This is a genomic window from Pseudomonas putida, assembly GCA_041879295.1.
In the GTDB taxonomy this organism is placed as follows: domain Bacteria; phylum Pseudomonadota; class Gammaproteobacteria; order Pseudomonadales; family Pseudomonadaceae; genus Aquipseudomonas; species Aquipseudomonas putida_Y.
Genome location: CP047152.1, coordinates 961,021 through 983,861, shown reverse-complemented (window position 1 = coordinate 983,861; position 22,841 = coordinate 961,021). Strand labels below are relative to the sequence as shown.

General features: G+C 60.7%; 23 protein-coding genes. 5 read left to right on the top strand and 18 right to left on the bottom strand.

Annotation, left to right across the window (positions count from 1 at the left end; translation table 11 throughout):
* Positions 1 to 2: 2 nt before the first annotated feature.
* Complete coding sequence (locus GST84_04565; GenBank protein ID XGB11666.1) at positions 3 to 299, bottom strand: putative addiction module antidote protein; 297 nt, start codon at positions 297 to 299, stop codon at positions 3 to 5.
* Between the two features lie 512 nt (positions 300 to 811).
* On the opposite strand from GST84_04565, the gene GST84_04560 reads away from it, so the two are divergent.
* On the top strand, positions 812 to 1,705 hold the full coding sequence (locus GST84_04560) for an effector protein (GenBank protein XGB11665.1): 894 nt from the start codon (positions 812 to 814) through the stop codon (positions 1,703 to 1,705).
* A 36-nt stretch (positions 1,706 to 1,741) separates the two neighbouring features.
* Here GST84_04560 and phnE read toward each other — a convergent pair whose 3' ends face one another.
* The 4 genes from phnE to GST84_04540 are packed head-to-tail and all read right to left on the bottom strand — an operon-like array spanning position 1,742 to position 4,987.
* The gene (gene phnE, locus GST84_04555; GenBank protein ID XGB11664.1) at positions 1,742 to 2,509 is read right to left on the bottom strand and encodes a phosphonate ABC transporter, permease protein PhnE; all 768 of its coding nucleotides are present in this window, start codon (positions 2,507 to 2,509) and stop codon (positions 1,742 to 1,744) included.
* Positions 2,506 to 3,333, bottom strand: a complete 828-nt coding sequence (locus GST84_04550; GenBank protein XGB11663.1) for an ABC transporter permease subunit — start codon at positions 3,331 to 3,333, stop codon at positions 2,506 to 2,508. Before GST84_04550 ends, phnE begins: the two co-directional genes overlap by 4 nt.
* Positions 3,327 to 4,136, bottom strand: a complete 810-nt coding sequence (locus GST84_04545; protein XGB11662.1) for an ATP-binding cassette domain-containing protein — start codon at positions 4,134 to 4,136, stop codon at positions 3,327 to 3,329. Before GST84_04545 ends, GST84_04550 begins: the two co-directional genes overlap by 7 nt.
* Complete coding sequence (locus GST84_04540; protein XGB11661.1) at positions 4,133 to 4,987, bottom strand: putative selenate ABC transporter substrate-binding protein; 855 nt, start codon at positions 4,985 to 4,987, stop codon at positions 4,133 to 4,135. The genes GST84_04545 and GST84_04540 overlap by 4 nt, the downstream gene beginning before the upstream one ends.
* Positions 4,988 to 5,113: 126 nt before the next feature.
* On the opposite strand from GST84_04540, the gene selD reads away from it, so the two are divergent.
* Both selD and mnmH read left to right on the top strand, forming a co-directional pair.
* The gene (gene selD, locus GST84_04535) at positions 5,114 to 6,148 is read left to right on the top strand and encodes a selenide, water dikinase SelD (GenBank protein XGB11660.1); all 1,035 of its coding nucleotides are present in this window, start codon (positions 5,114 to 5,116) and stop codon (positions 6,146 to 6,148) included.
* On the top strand, positions 6,148 to 7,260 hold the full coding sequence (gene mnmH, locus GST84_04530) for a tRNA 2-selenouridine(34) synthase MnmH (GenBank protein ID XGB11659.1): 1,113 nt from the start codon (positions 6,148 to 6,150) through the stop codon (positions 7,258 to 7,260). The genes selD and mnmH overlap by 1 nt, the downstream gene beginning before the upstream one ends.
* A gap of 125 nt (positions 7,261 to 7,385) precedes the next feature.
* On the opposite strand, the gene GST84_04525 is transcribed toward mnmH, so the two are convergent.
* From GST84_04525 to GST84_04515, 3 genes are all read right to left on the bottom strand, one after another.
* Positions 7,386 to 7,772, bottom strand: a complete 387-nt coding sequence (locus GST84_04525; GenBank protein ID XGB11658.1) for a DUF1311 domain-containing protein — start codon at positions 7,770 to 7,772, stop codon at positions 7,386 to 7,388.
* Positions 7,773 to 7,792: 20 nt separating this feature from the next.
* Positions 7,793 to 8,332 carry a hypothetical protein gene (locus GST84_04520; GenBank protein XGB11657.1) on the bottom strand — a complete coding sequence of 180 codons (540 nt, stop codon included), beginning with the start codon at positions 8,330 to 8,332 and terminating at the stop codon, positions 7,793 to 7,795.
* A gap of 86 nt (positions 8,333 to 8,418) precedes the next feature.
* Complete coding sequence (locus tag GST84_04515) at positions 8,419 to 8,982, bottom strand: GNAT family N-acetyltransferase (protein ID XGB11656.1); 564 nt, start codon at positions 8,980 to 8,982, stop codon at positions 8,419 to 8,421.
* Between the two features lie 228 nt (positions 8,983 to 9,210).
* Between GST84_04515 and GST84_04510 the strand changes: the two genes are divergently transcribed.
* A complete protein-coding gene (locus GST84_04510) occupies positions 9,211 to 9,945 on the top strand; it encodes an RHS repeat-associated core domain-containing protein (protein ID XGB11655.1) in 735 nt (244 codons plus the stop codon).
* Between the two features lie 186 nt (positions 9,946 to 10,131).
* On the opposite strand, the gene GST84_04505 is transcribed toward GST84_04510, so the two are convergent.
* From GST84_04505 to hmpA, 10 genes are all read right to left on the bottom strand, one after another.
* On the bottom strand, positions 10,132 to 10,515 hold the full coding sequence (locus GST84_04505) for a YkgJ family cysteine cluster protein (GenBank protein XGB11654.1): 384 nt from the start codon (positions 10,513 to 10,515) through the stop codon (positions 10,132 to 10,134).
* 160 nt (positions 10,516 to 10,675) lie between these two features.
* Positions 10,676 to 11,803: a hypothetical protein gene (locus GST84_04500; GenBank protein XGB11653.1), complete on the bottom strand. Its 1,128-nt coding sequence runs from the start codon at positions 11,801 to 11,803 to the stop codon at positions 10,676 to 10,678.
* Positions 11,804 to 11,915: 112 nt separating this feature from the next.
* Positions 11,916 to 13,124, bottom strand: a complete 1,209-nt coding sequence (locus GST84_04495) for an alanine transaminase (protein XGB11652.1) — start codon at positions 13,122 to 13,124, stop codon at positions 11,916 to 11,918.
* 334 nt (positions 13,125 to 13,458) lie between these two features.
* The gene (locus GST84_04490) at positions 13,459 to 14,346 is read right to left on the bottom strand and encodes a protoheme IX farnesyltransferase (protein XGB11651.1); all 888 of its coding nucleotides are present in this window, start codon (positions 14,344 to 14,346) and stop codon (positions 13,459 to 13,461) included.
* A gap of 11 nt (positions 14,347 to 14,357) precedes the next feature.
* The gene (cyoD, locus tag GST84_04485; GenBank protein ID XGB11650.1) at positions 14,358 to 14,690 is read right to left on the bottom strand and encodes a cytochrome o ubiquinol oxidase subunit IV; all 333 of its coding nucleotides are present in this window, start codon (positions 14,688 to 14,690) and stop codon (positions 14,358 to 14,360) included.
* Entirely contained in the window at positions 14,690 to 15,316 is a 627-nt protein-coding gene (gene cyoC, locus GST84_04480; protein XGB11649.1) for a cytochrome o ubiquinol oxidase subunit III, read from the bottom strand. The genes cyoD and cyoC overlap by 1 nt, the downstream gene beginning before the upstream one ends.
* Before the next feature lie 3 nt (positions 15,317 to 15,319).
* Positions 15,320 to 17,338, bottom strand: coding sequence for a cytochrome o ubiquinol oxidase subunit I (gene cyoB / locus GST84_04475; GenBank protein ID XGB11648.1), 2,019 nt, complete (start codon positions 17,336 to 17,338; stop codon positions 15,320 to 15,322).
* A 3-nt stretch (positions 17,339 to 17,341) separates the two neighbouring features.
* The gene (gene cyoA, locus GST84_04470) at positions 17,342 to 18,283 is read right to left on the bottom strand and encodes a ubiquinol oxidase subunit II (GenBank protein XGB11647.1); all 942 of its coding nucleotides are present in this window, start codon (positions 18,281 to 18,283) and stop codon (positions 17,342 to 17,344) included.
* Positions 18,284 to 18,842: 559 nt separating this feature from the next.
* On the bottom strand, positions 18,843 to 19,349 hold the full coding sequence (locus GST84_04465) for a disulfide bond formation protein B (protein XGB11646.1): 507 nt from the start codon (positions 19,347 to 19,349) through the stop codon (positions 18,843 to 18,845).
* 456 nt (positions 19,350 to 19,805) lie between these two features.
* Positions 19,806 to 20,984, bottom strand: a complete 1,179-nt coding sequence (hmpA, locus tag GST84_04460) for an NO-inducible flavohemoprotein (protein XGB11645.1) — start codon at positions 20,982 to 20,984, stop codon at positions 19,806 to 19,808.
* A gap of 154 nt (positions 20,985 to 21,138) precedes the next feature.
* On the opposite strand from hmpA, the gene norR reads away from it, so the two are divergent.
* The gene (norR, locus tag GST84_04455; GenBank protein ID XGB11644.1) at positions 21,139 to 22,695 is read left to right on the top strand and encodes a nitric oxide reductase transcriptional regulator NorR; all 1,557 of its coding nucleotides are present in this window, start codon (positions 21,139 to 21,141) and stop codon (positions 22,693 to 22,695) included.
* The last annotated feature ends 146 nt before the right edge of the window (positions 22,696 to 22,841 follow it).

Here is a 22,841-nt window from a genome sequence, read left to right as displayed (position 1 = left end):
GATCAGCGGGTCACTGCATGTGGCTGAACGAGAAGGTCAACCCCCAGCGCACGAATGACCCTCAATACAGTGTCAAAACGAGGCTTCGCGCCAGGGCTCAGCGCCTTGTACAGGCTTTCTCTACCCAGCCCACTCTCCGTAGCAATATGTGTCATGCCCCGTGCACGAGCGATATGGCCAAGTGCTCGAATGATTTCCTCGGTATCGCCACCTGATAGCACCTGGCTAAGGTATTCACTGATTGCCTCATCGCTGCTCAACAAGGCGGTCATATCAAACGGGATCAATTTTTCGCTCATTTCATCTCCTTCAGCAGCTTTCTGGCTTTGAGGATGTCGGCGGCCTGGGTGGACTTGTCGCCGCCGACCAGCAGTAAAACCAACCTCTGCCCCTTTTGCGTGAAATAGACGCGTTAACCGGCAGCTACGTCGATGCGAAGCTCACCAATACCGCCTCCAAGCCACTTGAAGTCACCAAGATTGCCCGCCGCTGCTCGCTCCAGCCTACGACCTACGCCAGCCTGGCCCTCAAATCTCTCAAGCTCGATAGCCAAGCGGCAAAGCTTTCCGTCTGTTCAACGAGAAACATCAAGTGGTCACCCAATCGTATCCTTATGGATACACTCATTCAAGGATCGAAACGACCCACTCTGTCGTTTTTGAGCTGAATCAGGAATTCAGGTACATCCGCTGGGCTGGTCGGATTTTTCCCTTCGTTTCAGCTACAAAATCCCTTGCAACATTCAACCCTCGAACCTTCGACGAGCCTCGGCGTCCCATCCTGCATCCCCCGCGTTCCGAGGTACCCCCGCGTGAAAGACGTCATCGCCCGCAAGTACCGCCTGGTGGTGAAGACCATCGGCTATATCGGCTGGTCGCTGTTCTGGCTGCTGATCTGGGATGTGCTGGTCACCCTCGATTTCATGCTGTTCTTGAACAGCAAGTTCACCCTGCCACTGATCCCGTTGACCTTGCTGGGCTCAGCGCTGGTGGTACTGGTGAGCTTTCGCAACAGCAGCGCCTACAACCGCTGGTGGGAGGCTCGCACCCTGTGGGGGGCGCTGGTGAACAGTTCGCGCAGCTTCGCCCGGCAGACGCTGACGCTGATCGATGACCCGGATGACGGCCTGAACCCGGTCAAGGCCACCCTGCTGCGCCGGCATATCGCCTATGTGAACTGTCTGGCGGCGCACTTGAAAGGCGAAAGCTGCCCAGAGGAACTGATGGCCTTCATCCCCCCGGCGGAGTTCGAACGGCGCAACCGTTCGAACAATTTCGCCAATGACATCCTCAGTGGCTCTGCGGCCTTGCTCGCGCGGGAGTACCAGGCCGGGCGGCTGGACAGCATTCGCCTGGCGCGACTGGAGTCGACGCTGGTAGACCTGTCTAACGCCCAGGGTGGCATGGAGCGGATTGCCAATACGCCACTGCCCTACCCCTATGTGTATTTCCCACGGCTGTTCATCACGCTGTTCTGCCTGATCGTGCCGGTGGGGCTGGTGGAGTCGCTGGGCTGGTTCACGCCGCTGGCGTCGACGGTGGTAGGGTTCATGTTGCTGGCTATCGAGCGCATCGGCACGGATTTGCAGAGCCCGTTCAGGTTCAGCGAGCATCAGATCCAGATGGATACCATCTGCGAGACGATCGAGCGTAACCTGGAGTCGATGCAGCGGGAGGCGCAGTGTGCCGAGGCTGTCGGCACCTGACAGATCTTGGGGTTGCTTTGAAACATCGCCTATCCATCAGGCCCGTACATAACGCTGGCGCAATACATCACTCAACAGATCCACGAACAACACCAGCAACAGCATACCCATGATCACCGTGCTGGCCTGGGCCTCCTGGAACAGGCTCAAGGTGGTGTACAGCATCTGCCCCAACCCACCCGCCCCGACGAACCCGAGCACGCTGGCCATGCGGATGTTGTTCTCCCAGCGGTACAAGCTGTAGGCCAGTAACTGCGGCCACAGGTTGGGCAGGGTGCCAAAGCAGAACGCGGCCACCTGGCTGCCACCCTGCAAACGGATCGCCGCCGCCGGCTCGGGCGGGGCGTTCTCAAGCGCCTCGGCAAACAGCCGCCCCAGCACGCCAGCGGTGTGCAACGCCAAAGCCAGGGTACCGGCATTCGGCCCCAGCCCGGCCGCCAGCACAGTCAGCGCTGCCCACACCAGCTCAGGAATGGCGCGCAAGGCATTGAGCAGCAAACGCGCCGCCCCTTGCAACGGCCAACCGAAGCGGCCCGCCGCCGGCAGTGCCAGCAACATCCCCAATACCATTGCCAACAAGGTGCCCATGCCAGACATGGCCAGGGTTTCCAGCGCCCCGCGCCACACTGCCTTGAGGTGGCCGGTCGACAGATCCGGCTGCAGGAAGCGCCCGGCGTACTCACCCATCTGCCCCAGCCCGCCATTGCCGACCAGTGCGTGCAGGTCCAGCTCCAGGTATGCGAACGAGGCCACCACCGCTACCGCGATGGTGCCCAGCAGCAGCAGGTTGATCACCCGGTTCATGCCAACCTCCAACGCAGCAGGCGGCTGAGCAGGTCGGCCAGGATCACCAGCAGCAGGAACGTCAACAGCATGCTTGCCACCTGCGCACCAGCAAACATGCGCATCGACAGGTCGATCTGTTGGCCAAGCCCGCCAGCACCGACAAAGCCCATCACCACCGAAGCCCGCACCGCGCACTCCCAGCGGTACACGGTGTACGACACCACTTCGCTGGCGGCATTGGGCAGGATACCGTAGAAAAACGCCGCCAGCCGGCCACTGCCCGCCTGCAACAAGGCATGCGCCGGGCGCTGGTCGACCGACTCGAATATTTCGGCGTAAACCTTGCCGAGCATGCCACTGTAGGTGATGGCGATAGCCAGTACGCCCGCCGTCGGCCCCAGCCCCACGGCGCGCACGAACAGCAACGCCCAGACGATCTCCGGCACGCTACGCAGGAAAATCAGCAGCCCGCGCACCGGTAGGCGCAACATTCTCGACCAGAACCCGGCCCGCCCGCCGCGTGAAGCGGCGCGCAAGGACAAGGCACGGCTGGCCAGCAAGCCAGCCGGGATCGCCAACAATAACGCCAGCGCCATGCCGGCAGTCGCCACGGCCAGGGTCTGCAAGGTGGCCTCATACAGTAGCGCAAGAAAATCGGCATCATGTGCCGGCGGCCAGAAGGCGCTGGTGAAGCTGGCAATCTGCTGACGGTTGTCCGCCTGCAGCAGCACCCAAGGGTTCAGTTCGCTTGACTGGATAGCCGGCCAGAGTACTGCCACCGCCAACAGGGCCAGCAACAACCGCGGCAGCAGCGCCGGGTCGCGGACGTCAGCCTTCAGCATCGCGGAATCTGCACGGTCAGGGTCGGCTCCTGGGTTGGCGGCGGAGCCAGTTGCTCGTTGGCGTATAGCGCTTCCAGCAGCTGTTCGGTCACGGCTTCCGCCGGGCAGTCGAACACAACCTGCCCTTCACGAATACCAATAATCCTCGGAAAATGCGCCAGCGCCAGCTCTACGGCGTGCAGGCTCGCCACCAACGTCACGCCAGTGGCTTGGGCATGGCGACTGAGCAAGGCGAGGCTGTGGTCGGCCAACACCGGGTCCATGGCTGACACCGGTTCATCGGTCAGCAGCACCTGCGGCCGCTGGTACAACGCCCGAGCAATGCCCACCCGCTGCAACTGGCCACCGGACAACTGCCCACACTGCACGAACAGCTTGTCGGCCAGGCCCAGTTCCGCCAACGCCTGGCGCGCCCCCGGCACATCGCTGGGACACAGCAGGTTGAGCAAACCGCGCAGCGTACCCCACTGCCCCAGCCGCCCCGCCAGCACCGCGGTCACCACTCGCTGACGCGGTGGCAAAGGCGGCGATTGATGTACCAGGCCAACCCTCGCGCGCAGGCGCTGGCGTGCCCTTGCCGACAACGCCCAAGGCTGCTCGCCAAGCAACTCCAGGCGCCCACTGCTGGGCTGGACGGCCGTGGCCATCAGGTGCAGCAAGCTGGACTTGCCCGCTCCCGACGGCCCGATGATGGCCACACGCTCGCCCTGCGCGATACGCAGGCTCACCGCATCAAGCGCGCGTACCTGGCCATGGCGCAGGCTGGCACCGTGCAGATGGATTGCCACATTCGAAGCTGTCACTTGAGCAGGCCGGCCTCGCGTGCAGCTTGTTCGGTGCCCTTGTAGTTCTCAGGCTTGGTCTCGATGAAACGGCTGGCGGCCTGCAGGTCAAGGATGGCCTTGTGCTCCGGGTTGCTCGGGTCGAGGTCCAGGAAGGCTTTCTTGATTTTCTGTTTCAATGCCGGGTCCATGTTGCCGCGCACGGTCCAGTTGTAGTCGAAGTAGGTCGGGGTGGTGGCGAACACCTTCACCTTGGTGGTATCGACCTTGCCGGCATCCACCAGCTTCTGCCACACGCTGGCGTTCAGCACGCCACCATCGACCTTGCCAGCCTGCACCCAGGCCACGGTGGCATCGTGGGCGCCGGAATAGGCCACGCGGCCGAAGTACTCCTCAGGCTTGATATTGTCCTGCTTGAGCATGAAGTAACGCGGCATCAGGCTGCCCGAGGTGGACGAAATGGAACCGAAGGCAAACGACTTGCCCTTCAGGTCGGTCAGGCTTTTCACGTCGGGGTTGGCGGTGATGAACTTGGAGGTGAACTGTGCGTCCTGCTCACGCTGTACCAGTGGCGTGGCGGTCGGGTCCTTCAGGTGCACCTGAACGAACGTGAAGCCCCCCAGCCAGGCCAGGTCTAAGCGGTCTGCGGCCAGCGACTCGACCACCGCCGGGTAGTCGGCCACGGGTACGAACTTCACGTCCATGCCCAATTGCTTGGCCAGGTACTCACCCAAAGGCTTGAACTTGCGCTGCAGTTCGGTCGGCGCTTCGTCGGGGATGGCGCTGACCCGCAGGGTTTCGGCGGCCTGAACGACAACGGCACAGCAAGACAGCACGAGGCCGGCGGCGAGCGCCAGGGGGCGTTTGAGCATGGGTGTTCTCCGGTTCAATAGCGGGGAAGTGCCGACACATTTGCCGGCACCGGGAATTATAAGAGGCAAGGGCCCAAAGGCCAGCTTTGCTACAATCGCGCAACAATTTGACCTGCAGAGGTGCGTATGAGCGAGCCGATTCGCCTGACCCAATACAGCCATGGCGCCGGCTGTGGATGCAAGATCTCCCCCAAGGTGCTGGACGTGATCCTCGCCGAAAGCGGCACCCAGGCCCTGGACCCAAAACTATGGGTCGGCAACGCGTCACGCGACGATGCAGCAGTGTACGCGCTGGACGACGAACGCGGCGTGGTTTCAACCACCGACTTTTTCATGCCGATCGTCGACGACCCCTATGACTTCGGCCGCATTGCCGCCACCAACGCCATCAGCGACATCTATGCCATGGGCGGCGACCCGCTGATGGCCATTGCCATCCTCGGCTGGCCGGTCAACGTGCTGCCGCCGGAAGTCGCCCGCGAAGTCATCCGCGGCGGCCGTGCGGTGTGCGCCGAAGCGGGTATCCCGCTGGCCGGCGGCCACTCGATCGACGCGCCCGAGCCGATCTTTGGCCTGGCCGTCACAGGCGTGGTCAATAAACGCCACCTCAAGCGCAACGACACCGCCAGCGTAGGCTGCCAGTTGTATCTGACCAAGCCCCTGGGCATCGGCATCCTCACCACTGCCGAGAAAAAGGCCAAGCTGCGCGCGCAGGACCAGGGCCTGGCCCGCGACTGGATGTGCACCCTCAACACGCCCGGCAGCCGCTTCGGCAAGCTGGACGGGGTCAAGGCCATGACCGACGTCACCGGCTTCGGCCTGCTCGGCCACCTGGTCGAGCTGGCCGAAGGCAGCGGCCTCACCGCGCACCTGGACTATGCTGCCGTGCCACGCCTGCCTAGCGTCGACCACTACCTGGCCGAGGGCTGCATCCCCGGTGGAACCCTGCGCAACTACGACAGCTACGGGCACAAGATCGGCGCCCTCAGCGACGACCAGAAGCACCTGCTGTGCGACCCGCAAACCAGCGGTGGCTTGCTGGTTGCTGTTGCCCCGGAGGGTGAAGCCGAGTTCCTCGCCGAGGCTGCGGAACTAGGCCTGAAACTGTCTCCGATCGGCAAGCTGGTCGAGCGACAGAGCCATGCGGTCGAGGTGATCTGATGCGCCCCGACTGCACCGACTTCCGTCAGCTGTTCCTCGACGACGTGCCGATGATGGACATGCGCGCCCCCGTCGAATTCGCCAAAGGCGCCTTCCCTGGCGTGGTAAACCTGCCGCTGATGAACGACCAGGAGCGGCAGAAGGTCGGCACCTGCTACAAGCAGCAGGGCCAGACCGCCGCCATCGCCCTGGGCCACCAGCTGGTCAGTGGCGCCACCAAGCAGGCCCGTCTGGAGGCCTGGGCAGCGTTTGCCAAGGCACACCCTGACGGTTACCTGTACTGCTTCCGTGGCGGCCTGCGTTCGCAGATCGTGCAGGGCTGGCTGCGCGATGAGGCGGGCATTCAGTACCCGCGTGTCAAAGGCGGCTACAAGGCCATGCGTACCTTCCTGCTGGAGACTACCCAGCAAGCGGTAGAGCAATGTGATTTCGTGCTGGTCGGTGGACTGACCGGTACCGGCAAGACCGATGTGCTGCACCAGTTGGACAACGTGCTCGACCTTGAAGGCCACGCCAATCATCGCGGCTCCAGTTTCGGCAAGCGCGCCACGGCGCAACCGGCGCAGATCGACTTTGAAAACCAGCTGGCAATCGACGTGCTGAAAAAGCGCGACCGCGGTATCGGGCAGTTCGTGCTGGAAGATGAAGGCCGCATTGTCGGCAGTTGCACGGTGCCGCTGGAGTTGTACCAAGGCATGCAGCATTACCCGCTGGTGTGGCTTGAAGACAGCTTCACCAACCGCGTGGAGCGCATCCTGCGCGACTACGTGGTCAACCTGAGCGCCGAGTTCAACGCCGTGCATGGTGAGGAAGACGGTCCCCGGTTGTTTGCCGAGCGCATGCTGCAGAGCATGGCCAATATCTACAAGCGTTTGGGTGGAGAGCGCCATCAGCGCTTGTCCGAGAGGCTACGCGAAGCCTTGGAAGAGCAGCAGCGCAGCGGCGCAGTAGACCTGCACCGGAGCTGGATCGAAGGCTTGCTGAACGAGTACTACGACCCGATGTATGCCTACCAGCGCGAAGCCAAGGCCGAGCGCATCGAGTTTGCCGGGGATGCCGTGGAAGTGCGCGAGTACCTCAAGGCCCGGGCGCTGCGCCAACCGCGCAAATAGAACCAGCACCCTGTAGGAGCGGGTTTACCCGCGAAGAAGGCAACGCGGTGCATGACACCGGCAAAGCCGATGTTCGCGACTGAACCCGCGCCTGCAAATGTAGGCCAATCATGCCTGAACAGGCGTTACTGCCCCGGGCTAAGCACCCGCTCCAGCTCCGCAGCGCGGTCGCGGGTCATGTCCATGATGCAGCTGCCACCTTCCAGCTGCGCCAGGGTCCCGCCACTGGCCTGTACATGGAACTGGCAATTGCCATCACGGTAGGCCAGCCACTTGCGCTGCACATCCCGCAGGCTCTTCTGCCGCCCTGCATCCAGCTTGCCCATCAACTGCTTGTACACCCGGTTCAACCGCTGGTCCTGCACTTGCGTTTCGGCCCCGATGCACGCATTCATGGCCACGGTGCTGGAGGCCTTGTCCATGCACTGCCCATAGGCCGCCGTGTAATCGTCCGCCATCGCTACCGGTAGCACGCAGGCCAGTGCCAGGCCTGCCAGGTAATGCTTGGTCATGCTAACCCTCCTTGTGGGTATCAAAGCGTCTGCGGCTGCTCCGGGGGCATCAGCACCTTGCCTGGTTCGAAGCGCAGCGAGGGCATTTGCGTCGCTGCATACAACGTTACCCCCAGGGCGGCAATCAAGGCGACATCAAGCCAGTTCCAGCCTGGCACGTCGTCAGCTCTTCGCGCCTTCCAGCAAAACCAGGCCTGCCCAAGGCAAAACACCACCATCGCTGTCAGCCACAGGTAGAAGCCTGCACCAAAGCCGGTAAGGTCATGAAACTCGTAGGTGCGGTTATCCGGCAAGCGGTCGATGCCAAAACTGCTGGCAGCCAGATACGCTGCGCCAAGCCCGGCCAGCAAGGCCAGCCGGCGAAACCGCCGATGAGCCAGGATCGCCAGGGCCAGCAGTGGGTTGGCGAACCATTGGTACAAGCCGAACGGCATGCCCCATGGCCCGTACAGCAGCATCTGCAGGGCCGGCATGTGACGCTCGCCGCCCATCAGTGCGCCATCAAAGAACAGGGCGAGCAAATACAGCAGCAGGCTGATACTCAGGTAGAAAACGGGCAAAGGGGATTCCTGAGAGAAACGGGACAGCCTACGACCTTAACCCAGGCCCTGCCCCGCTTCCAAATTCACGCTCGGGTGTTACGAGATCAGACTACTGGCGGCTCCAGCAGCAAGCCGTAAATACCCGAGTCGGACAGCTCGCCAGCCACGCACCAGCGCGCGCGCAAGGTGCCTTCCAGCACAAAACCTTGGCGCTCCAGGGTGCGTGCCGAGCCCTGGTTGCGCGGGTCGATCTCGCCTTCGAGACGACGCATATGCAGCGTATTGGCGATGTAGTCGATGAAGCAGGTCAAGGCTTCATCCATATATCCCCTGCCCTGCACCGAACTGGCCAAGCAGTAGCCGATCTCGCCGCGACGGGAAACGTCATCGATATTGAACAGCTGGACCATACCGATCAGTTCGCCGTTGTCGCGGCGGTACATACCGAGCTTGAGTTGGTCGCCATTGGCATAGGCTTCGCGGTCGGCGGCCAGGGCGCTTTCGGCCTCGGCCAGGTCTTGCCAGGGTGCATGGTGCCAGTAGCGCATGACCTCGGGGTCGGCCATGATCGCCAGCCACTGCGCAGCATCAGCATGGCGCATGGGGCGCAATTGCAGGCGCGGGCTGTCGAGGCAGAGGTCGCTGGGGAAACTGCGGGGTGAGGTCACGCCGGATCTCCTGTCCATTGCTGGGGAGATGACAGTTTAACGTCAAGTAACGCACTGAAGCATCCGCTCGTTTCACCATTGCTCGTCCAGAAGTCAACCGGAGCAGGGTCTGGTCACACCGAAACCTGATAGAAATGCCAGTTGCATTCTTTTTTTAAGAGGACCAGTTTTGGGGACTCATACCGACTCAAGCAATTAATCGATTTAAACCTGCAGCGGGAGCATCCAATGAATTACAGTCCCTACGGATTTACCTCGTACGCGCAGCAAGTTTCAACCATGCTCTTTTTCAACGGAGAATACCTCGATAAGTTAACCGGGCTATATTCGCTTGGTAACGGCCATCGCGCCTTCAGCCCGACAGTAATGAGATTTTACTCACCTGATTTACAAAGCCCCTTCTTGCAAGGGGGAGTGAATTGTTACTGTTACTGCTCTGGCGACCCCATAAATTTCACCGACCCCACCGGTCAGCTTCGTCAGCTTCGGAAACCGTTGAAGCGAATCAACGCGAATCGCCCCCCCACCCATTCAGGCAACCCGACTCGCGTTAGGCTTGAGATCTTCGAGCGAAACGCTGAGAACACTTCCCAGCTAGCGCAACGATTCAATAGGCTTAAATACGATGCGTCTAGAAAACACCTACGATTCCGTCGGGCCATGCAGGAATCCATCACGGCAGCCAAAGCTTCAACAACTGAGGCATCAGTAACGCAGCATCAGCAAGCAGCTAAGCAACACTCACAGCAAGCCACACACTACAAGACGTTGATGGAGCAGTACTCTGCTTCTGAGCAAAGCGCGATCAATGCCCTGCGCCGTATTGTTGCCGAAAGCCAAGAGTTTCGGAGGGGCGCCAAAGAGAATATCGCTCCGTTGCCCGCTAGCGCCCAAACCGCACAAGCAGATATCCGATTACCCGAACCGACCCGGGCCACCATCCGGCCGTTCCATTACCGGTAACAGGAACTTGCGAGCCTTTACACACATATAGATACTGACCATTCAATTTCATGTGTCTGTCTGCAACCTGATGGCCCGATCACCGGCCAGCCAGCTCCACACAGCGTCCCCACAATACCTGTGCTCTGTGCAGTACCTGTGGGCTGGCTAGCCGACATAGGGCGGGCACAGGCTAACGGAATACGCTCAGGCCACCTCAACCCCATCATCCGGCCAATGCGGCTCGTTGGCCTCTGGTGGGGTCAGCGGCGGCAGGCCATACGCTGCCCGCGCATCATCACAGCTCGGGTTATGAACCCCGCCCTCCCACGACGCCTCGAACTCGCGGCAGGGGCTGGAACGGTTGGCATAAATGGTACAGGCCACTTCCTTTCCGATCTCGCCCTGAAGGCTGACACAGCGGCAAGGCTTGGCATCGGTGCCGATCATGGCAACGCGCGTGGGGTTGATCTGTACCACCAGGTCGTCCGGCACTACGCCCCCGGCAGACTGGCATTCGCCCCAGAAGAAGGACACACGGAAGTACCCGCAGCAGGCGCCGCAGTCAAGGCAAGGGTTATATTCAGACATGATGTCACGGAGGGAAGGTTGTTGTTATCGGGGCTGGCCCGCGGCGCCATTTTTAATCCAAGTGGGGGCCGCTGGATAGAGGGGGAATGCAAAAAAAAATGCCGCTGATCCGGCCGCTGAACAAGGACGACCAGAGCCTTTGCCGGCCGCCCCCTTTCAGTTAGCAGATGGGCTGGTAAGTTTCAGCATCCCAGCGTTGCAAACCCAGGCCTGCGCTCGGCTCGTAGCCACCTCCCTGAACCTTGCTGAACTGCGTCTGTACGTCGCCACAATGCACCAGACGATCGCTTTTATCGCCCTCGGTGAGGACCGTGTAGGACTCACTGCGCATGGCCTGATACTGCCTGTCGGCGGCCGCCATGACCTGGTGATACTTCATCAACTGGCTGCTGCTCAAGGCCAGACGTTTGTCCAGTCGCACGCCCCAGCGGGTCAGGCAAACCTCGGCAAAGTGGCGAACGATCAGCCCAGGTTCGACCAGCACCTTGCCATCGCCTGCGCCATCAGCCGAGGCATTGCCCACCAGTGTGGCATGACGGCCCGGCATAGGATAAACGCATATCCGTGTCCCTCTGGCGACCGAAGGGATCACGCAGGCAAAACCTTTGGAGCGCTCATCCCTCGAGTAGAAGCCTACGTACTCTTTGACGTTATCAGCCAACGTTACGCGCTCGGCTTGCACGTTACCGACCCCAGGCACCGGGTCAATGGCAAATATGTTCACCGGTATGCCCCGCAATACAGGGTCTTGCGCCATGGCATTGGCCAGCATGTGGCAGCTGATTCCTCCCCTGCTCCAGCCCACCAGGTTGACCTGGGTTGGCAGGCGCGGTTTGCGGAACATGCTGATGATGCGCTCCTGCAGTTCCTGCGGGGTTGGGTGGCGATCGCCGTAGTCGTAGGTTCGCCAGAACCATGAGGCGGAGGAAGAAACATCCGGAATCGGCACGCCGGCAGCTTTCAGCCGCTCGTATTCTTGCTCACTGAGTTTGGTGCGCCGCCAACTGCTTTCGCCTTTGATGACCTGCAGCACATGGTTGACGTTCTCCTCCCAGCCGCGGCCAAACAGCTGGCCAGTCCAGTTGAAATAGCCGCCGGGTACGACGAACAGGTTGTCATCCTGAAGGTTGCCGCTGCCTGGGCCGTCGACGGCGATCCAGTGGGCAAATTCCCGGCTCTGGTCGTTGCTGGCCAGGGTCGAGACCAGCTCGCCATTCCAGAAGTTGGGATTGGCGTCGTCAAAACGGTGCGAACCAGTGCCGCAGAAGTAGGCGGTGAAGACACTCATGGGGATCTCTTTGGTGAGAAATGAGTGCTGAAGGTAGGCGTACGGGTAACCAGAAGGCAGGCGGAAAGCTCACCCAAGAGGTAGTTGGGGCTGCTTTGCAGCCCCGATAGGCTTACTTGCGAGCCAAACCGTCAGCCCGGAACATTTGCCGGATTCCGCGGATAGCCTGGCGAATACGGTCCTGGTTCTCGATCAGAGCAAAGCGCACATGGTCGTCCCCATAGTCACCAAAACCGATCCCCGGCGACACACAGACCTTGGCCTCGGCCAGCAGCTTCTTGGAGAACTCCAGCGAACCCAGGTGCGCATACTCCGGCGGGATCTTCGCCCACACGTACATCGACGCCTTGGGGTTCTCGACCATCCAGCCCAGTTCGTGCAGCCCTTTGACCAGCAGGTTGCGGCGCTGGCGATACTGCTCGGCAATGTCGCGGACGCACTGCTGGTCGCCTTCCAGCGCCGCAATGGCCGCGACCTGTAGCGGGGTGAAGGTGCCGTAGTCGTGGTAGCTCTTGATCCGCGCCAGGGCGCTGACCAGCTCAGGGTTGCCGACCATGAAGCCGATGCGCCAGCCGGCCATGTTGTAGCTCTTGGACAGGGTAAAGAACTCCACCGCAATGTCCTTGGCCCCCGGGACCTGCATGATCGACGGGGCTTTCCAGCCGTCGTAGACGATGTCGGCATAGGCCAGGTCATGCACCACCAGCACGTCGTACTGCTTGGCCAGGGCCACCACTCGCTCGAAGAAGTCCAGTTCCACGCACTGGGCGGTAGGGTTGGACGGGAAGCCGAGGATCATCATCTTAGGCTTGGGGATCGACTCGCGGATGGCCCGCTCAAGCTCGTTGAAGAAGTCCACACCCGGTACCAGCGGCACCGAACGCACCTGGGCACCGGCGATCACTGCGCCGTAGATGTGGATCGGGTAGCTGGGGTTGGGCACCAGCACCGTGTCGCCCTGGTCCAGGGTAGCCAGCATCAGATGGGCCAGGCCCTCCTTCGAACCAATGGTAACGATGGCTTCGCTTTCCGGGTCGATGTCGACCTCGTAGCGATCCTTGTACCAGTTGGAAATGGCCCGGCGCAGGCGCGGGATGCCGCGAGAGGTGGAGTAGCCGTGGGTGTCTTCACGTTGGGCGACCTGTACCAGCTTCTCGACGATGTGCGGCGGAGTGGCGCCATCGGGGTTGCCCATGCTCAGGTCGATGATGTCCTCGCCACGGCGGCGGGCAGCCATCTTGAGCTCGGCTGTGATGTTGAAGACGTAGGGGGGGAGACGATCGATGCGCGCAAAGCGGCGCGGCGAACCTGGGTTGGCCATGGCTTCCTCTGAGTACGTAAGCGCCCGGAACCGTCCGAGCGACGCTGGCCGATGTGGCGGCCTGAATCAGAAGATAATCCCGAAACATGATACACGTAAAGGATAATTTCCTGTTTTGTTATATTTTTTCAGATCTATTATTTGAAAATATAAAATTTATATTTCCCTGTGCCGGCCTCTTCGCGGGCAAGCCCTCTCCCACCGGGACCGCGCCACACGCAAAACCTGCGAAATGCCCGTGGGAGCGGGCTTGCCCGCGAAGAGGCCGGCACAGAAAAACCCATAAAAAAACCCCGGCGCAGAGGCCGGGGTTTTCGTGAAACAGGCAGCAGTTTCAGCGAGCGTAGGTCATCAGCACGTCCGCAGCGGTCTGGCTGTCCACACCCATCATCACGCTCAGGGCTGTAACGGTGAGGATGGAGAAGCCGAACACCTTGCGGGCCCACTTGCTATCGTCTTCAGCCTTGTAACCACCCCAGGCCATGTACAGCCAGTACAGGCCCATGGCAGCGGCCACGGCCAGGTAGCCAAGGCCGGCGTAACCGCCGAGGGTAAGCATCAGGGTGGCGAGCACGAAGGCCAGCACGTACAGCACGATCTGCTTTTTCGCCGCGAGGATACCACGTGCCACCGGCAGAACCGGAATGTTGGCAGCGCTGTAATCCTTGAAGCGGAAGATCGCGATGGCAAAGCTGTGCGGCATTTGCCAAAGGCTGAACATCACCAGCAGGGTTACCGCAGCCAGGTCGAAGCTGTTGCTCACGGCGCAGTAGCCGATCACCGGAGGCATGGCACCGGACAGGCTGCCGACCAAGGTGCCGTGCACCGATTTACGCTTCAGCCACAGGCTGTAGAAACCGACGTAGACGACAAAGCCAATCAGTGCGCAGAACGCAGACAGCGGATTGGCCTGGACATACAGCAAGCTGAAACCCGCCACCCCGAGCAGGGTGGCGTAGATCAGCGCGAGGGGCAGCGACATGCCGCCCTGAACCATGACGCGGTTCTTGGTGCGCTCCATCTTGTGGTCGATGTCACGGTCGATGCAGTTGTTGAACACGCATCCGGACGCAACCACCAGCGAAGTACCGATCACCACCGCCAGGAACAGGGCGAAATCCACATGGCCCTTCGAGGCAAGGAAGAAACCGCCTGCCACGGAAAGCACGTTACCGAAAATGATCCCCGGTTTGGTGATTTGGATAAAGTGCTTAACGGACATGCAGTCTTACCTCACTTGGCCAACATTTCGAAGTGGATGCTGAACATGATCCACAGCGACAGGCCGACAAGCAGAGCGATCACCAAGGTGGTGAACAGGAACGTCGAAACGTTGTTGCGTTGCTCTTTCGAGCGGTCCATGTGCAGGAAGTAAACCAGGTGAACAACTACCTGGATCACGGCCATGGCAACAATGATCAGAACGGTCAGGTTCTTCGGCAGGCTGGCGGTCATGGCCAGGCCGAACGGGATCGCAGTCAGGATGATCGACAGTACGAAACCGATCATGTAGGACTTGACGCTGCCGTGATTACCTTCGTGATGAGTGTCGTGTGCGTTAGCCATTACAGAACCCCCAGCAGGTAAACGACGGTGAATACGCAGATCCAGACCACGTCCAGGAAGTGCCAGAACAGGCTCAGGCAGCTCATGCGGGTCTTGGCGGTCGGCGTGATGCCGTGCTTGTTGATCTGGTACATCATGATTGCCATCCAGATCAGACCAGCAGTCACGTGCAGACCGTGGGTACCTACCAGGGCGAAGAAGCCCGACAGGAAGCCACTGCGCTGCGGGCCGAAGCCCTCGCTGATCAGGTGATGGAACTCATAGATTTCCATCGCGATGAAGCCTGCACCGAACAGGAAGGTCACGGCCAACCAGCCCAGTACACCTGCTTTCTTGCCATCGAACATCTTCAGCATGGCGAAGCCGAAGGTGATCGAGGACAGCAGCAGGAACAGCGTTTCAACAGCTACGAAATCGAGCTGGAAGATGTCGTGACCCGACGGGCCGCCGGCAAAACTGCCGGACAGCACCGCGTAGGTGGCGAAGAGCGACGCAAACAGGATGCAGTCGGTCATCAGGTACAGCCAGAAACCCAGTACGGTCATCTGGCCCGAGTCGTGGTGGTGGTCGTCATGCCCATGGTCGTGACCATGAGCAGCGCCGCCGTGCATTACTTGACTGGACATTGATTACACCCGCTCAAACGATTCGACACGTGCGCCGGCAGGCAGAGCACCTGCTTTGGCCAGCGCTTTCATACGCTCGCCTTCGATGCGCGCCACTTCTTCGGCCGGAACCATGTAGCCCTGGTCGTCACGTGCAGCGTGGCGAACGAAGACAGCGATGGTTGCAACCAGGCTCGCGCCAACCAGCCACCAGATGTGCCAGATGAAGGCGAAGCCGAAGACGGTCAGGAACAGGCCCATGAACAGACCGGTAGCGGTGTTGCTCGGCATGTGAATGGCTTCGTACTTGGCCGGGGCCTTGTACGCAACGCCTGCTTCCTTGGCTTCGTGCCAGCAGTCCAGACCAACTTTCTCAGGCATGTGAGCGAAGTTGTAGAACGGAGGTGGCGAAGAAGTCGACCATTCCAGGGTACGGCCGCCCCATGGGTCGCCGGTCACGTCCAGGTTCTGGTTGCGGTCGCGGACCGAAACGAAGATCTGGATCAGCTGGCAAGCGATACCGAACAGGATCAGCACGGCGCCGACAACGGCTACGTACAGGTAGGGTTCCCACAGTGGGTTGTCGGAGTGGTTCAGACGACGGGTCATGCCCATGAAGCCCAGGGCGTACAGCGGCATGAACGCAACGTAGAAGCCCGACAGCCAGAACCAGAAGGCAGCTTTGCCCCACTTCTCGTTCAGGGTGAAGCCGAAGGCTTTCGGGAACCAGAAGGCGAAACCGGCGATGTAGCCGAATACCGCGCCACCGATGATCACGTTGTGGAAGTGCGCAATTACGAACAGGCTGTTGTGCAGAACGAAGTCAGCACCCGGAACGGCCAGCAGTACGCCAGTCATGCCACCGATGGAGAAGGTGACCATGAAGCCCAGGGTCCAGAGCATCGGTGCGGTGAAGCGCACACGGCCTTGGTACATGGTGAACAGCCAGTTGAACAGCTTCACACCGGTCGGAATGGAGATCAGCATCGTCGCCAGGCCGAAGAAGGTGTTGACGCTGGCGCCGGCACCCATGGTGAAGAAGTGGTGCAGCCATACAGCAAAGCCGAGGATGGCGATCGCGCCCGATGCGTAAATCATCGAGTGGTGGCCGAACAGGCGTTTGCCAGAGAACGTCGAAGTTACTTCCGAGAACACGCCGAAGGCCGGCAGGATCAGGATGTAAACCTCAGGGTGACCCCACGCCCAGAACAGGTTGACGTACATCATCGGGTTCCCACCAAGCTCGTTGGTGAAGATGTGGAAGTCCAGATAACGGTCAACAGTCAGCAGAGCGAGTGCAGCAGTCAGGATCGGGAACGAAGCGACGATCAGTACGTTGGCCCAGGTGCAGGTCCAGGTGAAGATCGGCATGTCCATCAGCTTCATGCCAGGTGCGCGCATCTTCATCACGGTGACGAGGAAGTTCACGCCGGTAAGCGTCGTACCCAATCCGGATAGCTGTAGCGCCCAGATGTAGTAGTCGACACCCACCCCAGGGCTGTACTGAATGCCCGCGAGCGGCGGATAGGCAACCCAGCCGGTCTTGGCGAATTCACCAACGCCCAGCGAGATGTTGACCAGCAGCACGCCTGCCAGCAGCAGGTAGAAGCTCAGGGAGTTCAGGAACGGGAAGGCAACGTCACGTGCACCGATCTGCAGAGGAACCGCCAGGTTCATCAGGCCGGTGAAGAACGGCATCGCCATGAAGATGATCATGATCACACCGTGAGCGGTGAAGATCTGGTCATAGTGTTCAGGCGGCAGATAGCCTTCGGAGCCGCCGGTTGCGGCAGCCAGCTGGGTACGCATCATGATGGCGTCGGCAAAGCCGCGCAGCAGCATGACCATCGCGACGATGATGTACATCACGCCGATCTTTTTGTGGTCGACAGTAGTCAGCCACTCGCTCCACAAGTAGGTCCACTTGCGGAAATAGGTGATAAGACCGACGACAGCGATACCGCCGAGCGCGATCATGGCAAGCGTCACCATGACTATCGGCTCGTGATAGGGTATCGCCTCCAGGCTTAATTTACCGAACATCTCTTACTCCTCTGCACCGGCAGCTGGTTGCATACTCGATTCCACACCCTTGGTTGTGGCCAGATCTGTGCTGCCTGCTTCTTCGTGGCTACGACCGCGGTTCATGCCTTCGTACTTGTCGACGATCAGCTGGAACTGCTCAGGCGAAGCCTCGCTATACAGCGCGACCGGGTTGTTTTCGCTTGGTTTGGCCAAGGCGGCGTATTCGGCCTTGTCCAGCTTCTTCGGCGACTGCTTGACTTCAGCGACCCACTTGTCGAAGTCTTCCTGAGAGGTGGCAGTAGCCTTGAATTTCATGCCGGTGAAGCCAGCACCACTGTAGTTGGCGCTGATACCGTCGAACTCGCCATTTTCGTTGGCGATCAGGTGCAGCTTGGTGGTCATGCCGGCCATGGCGTAGATCTGGCCGCCCAGGCCTGGGATGAAGAACGAGTTCATCACAGCGTCGGAAGTGACGCGGAAGTTGACCGGGGTGTTAGCCGGGAAGACGATCTTGTTGACCGTGGCAATGCCCTGCTCCGGGTAGATGAACAGCCACTTCCAGTCCAGCGCGACCACGTCGATCTGAATCGGCTTAACGTCCGAATCCAGCGGACGATACGGGTCCAGCTTGTGGGTGGAGTGGTAGGTGACATAACCCAGGGCGATGATGATCAGGATCGGGATGATCCATACCGCGGCCTCGATCTTGGTCGAGTGCGACCAGTCAGGGGTGTAGGTGGCTGCCTTGTTGGAAGCACGGTACTTCCAGGCGAACGCCAAGGTCATGATGATCACAGGGATTACCACCAGCAGCATCAGGCCGGTAGCGATCAGGATCAGGTTCTTTTGCTCAATGCCGACCTGGCCCTTCGGGTCGAGCAGGGTCCAGTTGCACCCACTGAGTAAAAGCATGCCTAAAAAGGGCAATATGCCAAACAGTCTGGGGTAACGCTTTTTACTCATCTCACGACCTCTAGATCAGCTTGCTTCAATGCAATTTGTGTTTTGGTAGCCAGCACTTCGTCCTGCCAAGTGAGGCATTTCGCGCCCGTACTCACTCCTGCCTGGGGTCCGACTGCAGGACCTTGGCTTCAAGCGGGTTAGCGGTGCTTATGGTTTCGTAGGCAACAGGCCTGTACTTCAGACCAAGTCCATTTGGTGCGGGAAAACGCGGAGGGGTGTCCGCCCGGTATCGCCGTTGGGCGAAACTTGACGAAGTCAGCAAAAAGGAGCGCTGAGGCTTCCTTCAATCCTGCGACTCGCAAGCAGTGCCGAACGGAAATTGGGGGCGATTGTAGATAGGTCGCCAACCCTTGACTATGACTTATTGAGCAACAGTCTTTTACAGAATCCGTAACAATACTGCTCAATAATTCAACTTCGCGACAGTTTGTCGCACCCCGCTTGCCAGGCCTCAAAGCCGCATTCTACAAGGCTTCGGGATTGATCTGGATCAAGCGGTGCGCAACTTTTCCCTCTTCGCATGGAGTGCAAAAGACCCCATGCAATTCGGGACTTTTGTCTAAACCTGGCGTCGGTTGCGGTAGATACCGAGCGGAACCAGGACTGCGGTCAGCACGAAGGCCACAAGCGCCCATTGCGCCAGCGACAGGCCGAGGATCGGCGGGTACGGCGTGCTGCAGAAGCCGTCGACCTGAAACGCCAGTGGCCACAGCTTTGCCAGTGGCAGGTCATCCACAATCGGTTGCAGGGTATCGATACCGCAACTGACCATGGGGTTGGCGAGTATATACACATGGTTGCCGGCCGCAACGATTCCGCCAATAGCACTGAGCACCACCAACGCTTCGAAGAAGGTCAGGCTGCGGCGCCCAGGCATCGCCGCAGCGATGAAGGCAAACACGGCAATGAACAGCAATGCATAACGTTGCAGGATGCACAGCGGGCACGGTGCCTCGCCCAGCACCACTTGCATGTAGAGGGCGCCGCCGATCAGCGAGAGGCAGATCAGGCCCAACAGCACCAGAAAGCGCCGTTCCCGATTCAGGCGCGATGTTTGTTCGTTCATTGCCGGTTCCTTCGATGGATAGTGGCAGCGTGATCCGCCTGCCTGGGCGCAAGTCTACACGCTGGGCATGGCCTGTGAGCATGCCGAGGGAGCGTCGCGGAAGCACTGCGCAGGGCTATCCAGTGTGGCTGAGACCGGCCGCAACGACGTCGGTTCAACGCCGGGCGGCAAAAAAACGGCTGCCCAGGTGCCGCGCAGGAGCAAGCCCCTCGACACCCGGGAGTGAAGGATACCGTGATTAAAGGATGATTAAGGATGAAAGCGCAGCGCCCGGTTTCATCTTTCCTTTATATATAGGCAGAAAGGTGTGCTGCAGCGGGGGGACGAGTACTTTATAAGCCTGTACCGGCCCCTTCGCGGGTAAACCCGCTCCTACAGAGACGGCACCACATTCAAGACCGGTGCAATACCTGTGGGAGCGGGCTTGCCCGCGAAGAGGCCGGCACAGACGCTACATCACTCCAGCGCTGCCGCCGGCCCGAAGAACTCGTAGCGGCTCTGCTGCTCCGGCACCCCCAGGCCCTTCAGCTGGCGTTTGACCGCCGCCATGAAGCCTTTCGGCCCGAGGAAGTAGGCATCCACGTCACGCTCCTGCGGCAGCCACTCGGCGAGCAGGTCTTCACTCAGCAAACCCACCGCATCGGCTGCAGCGCCACCTTCCGGCTCGGCATAGCAGTAGAAGCGCTTGAGCTGTGGATGACGTGCCGCCAAACCATCGATCCAGTCCCGGAAGGCATGCACCGCGCCGTTACGCGCACAGTGGATGAAATGCACCTCGCGCCGGGTTTGCAGTGCTGCCTGCAGCATTGCCAGGGTCGGGGTAATGCCCACCCCTCCGCTGATCAGCACCAGCGGCTTGTCGCTGGCTGCCAGGGTGAAGTCCCCCGCAGGCGGGAACAGTTGCAGGGTATCGCCGACCACCAAGTCATCGTGCAGGTAATTGGAGACCTTGCCGCCCGCCTCACGCTTGACGCTAATGCGGTATTCCTTGCCGTCGCACAGCGCCGACAGGGAATAGTTGCGGCGCTGCTCGGCACCGTCTATGTCTAGCTTCAGGCCGATGTACTGGCCAGGTTCTGCCTTGAGCACCGGCATGCCATCCACCGGGGCGAAATAGAACGAAACGATCTCGCTGCTTTCCTGCTCGCGGCGTACCAGGCGGAATTCACGCGTACCGCGCCAGCCACCCTCGGCCGCTTCCTTCTCTTTATAAAGGTTTTCTTCAGCGCCAATCAGAATGTCGGCCAGCTGGCCATAGGCCGCGCCCCAAGCGTCGATCACCGCTGGGGTGGCAATGTCCTTGCCAAGCACTTCCTCGATGGCGCGCAGCAGGCAGCTTCCGACAATCGGGTAGTGCTGCGGCAGAATCTGCAGGGCAACATGCTTATTGATGATCTGTCCGACCAGGCCACCCAGTTGCTCCAACTGGTCGATATGGCGGGCATACATCAACACGCCGTTAGCCAGCGCACGCGGCTGATCGCCGCTGGCCTGGTGGGCCTGGTTGAACAGCGGCCGTACCTCGGGGTACTCGCTGAGCATCATCTTGTAGAAGTGGGTGGTCAGCGCTTCACCGCCGCTTTCCAGCAGAGGTACAGTGGCCTTGATGATTGCACGTTGTTCGGCATTGAGCATTGCAACAACTCCTGAGCCTGTGGCTTCAAATGACTGCCACTGCCATTACAGCAATCGTGCCAACTTTTATCGCCCGTAAAATCAGGGGCTTGATGCAGGTCATGTCAAAAAGACCTACTCCTGCGTATAGTCATATCGACCTACAGGAGTCCATATGACTACAAAACCGCTGCTCACCGCCCTGCTGCCCCTGGTCAGCGACCTGTCCCGCGATTTGCCCGACCAGGAGCGCTACCGCCGGCTGTTGCAAGCCATGCGTGGCCTGCTGCCGTGCGATGCCGCAGCACTGCTGCGACTGGATGGTGAATGGCTGGTGCCGCTGGCAGTGGATGGCCTTAGCCCCGACACTCTCGGCCGTCGCTTCAGGGTCAGCGAGCACCCGCGCTTCCAGGTCCTGCTCAGCCGCCCGGAACCCACCCGTTTCGCCAGCGACTCCGAACTGCCCGACCCCTATGATGGTTTGGTCCACGCCCCCGATGCCAACCTTGAAGTGCACGACTGCATGGGCTGCCCGTTGATGGTCGATGAGCGCCCATGGGGCCTGGTCACCCTCGACGCCCTCACCCCCGGGCAGTTCCAGAGCCTGGAGCTGGATGCCCTGCAGGCCTTTGCCAGCCTGGCAGCCGCCACCGTTACCGTGGCCGAGCGTATCGAGCACCTGGCCCTGCGCGCCGAAGACGAACACCACCGCGCCGAGCTCTACCGCCAGGCCAGCGGCCAGGATAGAGAGCTGATTGGCCAGAGCCCTGCGCACAAACGCCTGGTGGAAGAAATTCGTCTGGTCGGCAGCAGCGACCTGACCGTGCTGATCACCGGCGAAACCGGGGTCGGCAAGGAGCTGGTGGCCCAGGCCCTGCACCAGGCCAGTAGCCGTGCCGACAAGCCGCTGGTCAGCCTCAACTGCGCCGCCCTGCCCGACACCTTGGTGGAAAGCGAACTGTTCGGCCATGTGCGCGGCGCCTTCACCGGCGCGCATGGCGAGCGCCGCGGCAAGTTCGAGCTGGCCAACGGCGGCACGCTGTTCCTCGACGAAGTGGGCGAACTGCCGCTGACGGTGCAGGCCAAGCTGTTACGCGTGCTGCAAAGCGGCCAGCTGCAGCGCCTGGGTTCGGACCGCGAGCACCGGGTCGACGTGCGCCTGATCGCCGCGACCAATCGCGACCTGGCTGCCGAGGTGCGTACGGGCAACTTCCGCGCCGACTTCTACCACCGCCTCAGTGTATACCCGCTGCACGTGCCACCATTGCGCGAACGTGGGCGAGACGTGCTGCTACTGGCTGGCTACTTCCTCGAACAGAACCGTTCACGGCTGGGCCTGAACAGCCTGCGCCTGAGCCATGAGGCCCAAGCCGCGCTGATCGCCTACGACTGGCCAGGCAATGTGCGCGAACTGGAACACCTGATAGGCCGCTCGGCCCTCAAGGCGCTGGGCCAGCACCCTGACCGGCCACGTATCCTCACTCTCGACGCCACCGACCTGGACCTGCGCGTGTCGGCAACGACGCCAGGCTCGCTGCCCTCCCCTGCGGCACCGTTACAAGTGGCCACCCCGCCTGAAGGTGGCCTGCGTGAGGCCGTCGACATTTACCAGCGTCAGATCATCGAAGCCTGCTTGCAAAGGCACCAGGACAACTGGGCAGCAGCGGCCCGCGAACTCGGCCTGGACCGCGCAAACCTGAGCCGTTTAGCCCGCAGGCTAGGGCTTCGCTAAGGCTTCTCTACCAAAGGATTAACCCAGAAAGCCATCTGGTTGCTTCCCCACCGGCTGCTATATCTCCCTAACGACCCATTTGTCGACTGCCTGGTCGAGGCTGCGCGTACCCCCTATCAGGGCTCTGTTACGCCGGTTGTCGCCCG

Excerpts from the sequence above, each read along its gene's own strand:
- mnmH (XGB11659.1), top strand. The coding sequence starts at position 6,148 with ATGCGCCCCGACTGCACCGACTTCCGTCAGCTGTTCCTCGACGACGTG.
- norR (XGB11644.1), top strand. The coding sequence starts at position 21,139 with ATGACTACAAAACCGCTGCTCACCGCCCTGCTGCCCCTGGTCAGCGAC.
- GST84_04465 (XGB11646.1), bottom strand. The coding sequence starts at position 19,349 with ATGAACGAACAAACATCGCGCCTGAATCGGGAACGGCGCTTTCTGGTG.
- GST84_04495 (XGB11652.1), bottom strand. The coding sequence starts at position 13,124 with ATGGCCAACCCAGGTTCGCCGCGCCGCTTTGCGCGCATCGATCGTCTC.
- GST84_04510 (XGB11655.1), top strand. The coding sequence starts at position 9,211 with ATGAATTACAGTCCCTACGGATTTACCTCGTACGCGCAGCAAGTTTCA.
- cyoC (XGB11649.1), bottom strand. The coding sequence starts at position 15,316 with ATGTCCAGTCAAGTAATGCACGGCGGCGCTGCTCATGGTCACGACCAT.
- phnE (XGB11664.1), bottom strand. The coding sequence starts at position 2,509 with ATGAACCGGGTGATCAACCTGCTGCTGCTGGGCACCATCGCGGTAGCG.
- hmpA (XGB11645.1), bottom strand. The coding sequence starts at position 20,984 with ATGCTCAATGCCGAACAACGTGCAATCATCAAGGCCACTGTACCTCTG.
- GST84_04490 (XGB11651.1), bottom strand. The coding sequence starts at position 14,346 with ATGTCCGTTAAGCACTTTATCCAAATCACCAAACCGGGGATCATTTTC.
- GST84_04500 (XGB11653.1), bottom strand. The coding sequence starts at position 11,803 with ATGAGTGTCTTCACCGCCTACTTCTGCGGCACTGGTTCGCACCGTTTT.
- GST84_04525 (XGB11658.1), bottom strand. The coding sequence starts at position 7,772 with ATGACCAAGCATTACCTGGCAGGCCTGGCACTGGCCTGCGTGCTACCG.
- selD (XGB11660.1), top strand. The coding sequence starts at position 5,114 with ATGAGCGAGCCGATTCGCCTGACCCAATACAGCCATGGCGCCGGCTGT.
- GST84_04565 (XGB11666.1), bottom strand. The coding sequence starts at position 299 with ATGAGCGAAAAATTGATCCCGTTTGATATGACCGCCTTGTTGAGCAGC.
- GST84_04550 (XGB11663.1), bottom strand. The coding sequence starts at position 3,333 with ATGCTGAAGGCTGACGTCCGCGACCCGGCGCTGCTGCCGCGGTTGTTG.
- cyoB (XGB11648.1), bottom strand. The coding sequence starts at position 17,338 with ATGTTCGGTAAATTAAGCCTGGAGGCGATACCCTATCACGAGCCGATA.
- cyoD (XGB11650.1), bottom strand. The coding sequence starts at position 14,690 with ATGGCTAACGCACACGACACTCATCACGAAGGTAATCACGGCAGCGTC.
- GST84_04540 (XGB11661.1), bottom strand. The coding sequence starts at position 4,987 with ATGCTCAAACGCCCCCTGGCGCTCGCCGCCGGCCTCGTGCTGTCTTGC.
- GST84_04505 (XGB11654.1), bottom strand. The coding sequence starts at position 10,515 with ATGTCTGAATATAACCCTTGCCTTGACTGCGGCGCCTGCTGCGGGTAC.
- cyoA (XGB11647.1), bottom strand. The coding sequence starts at position 18,283 with ATGAGTAAAAAGCGTTACCCCAGACTGTTTGGCATATTGCCCTTTTTA.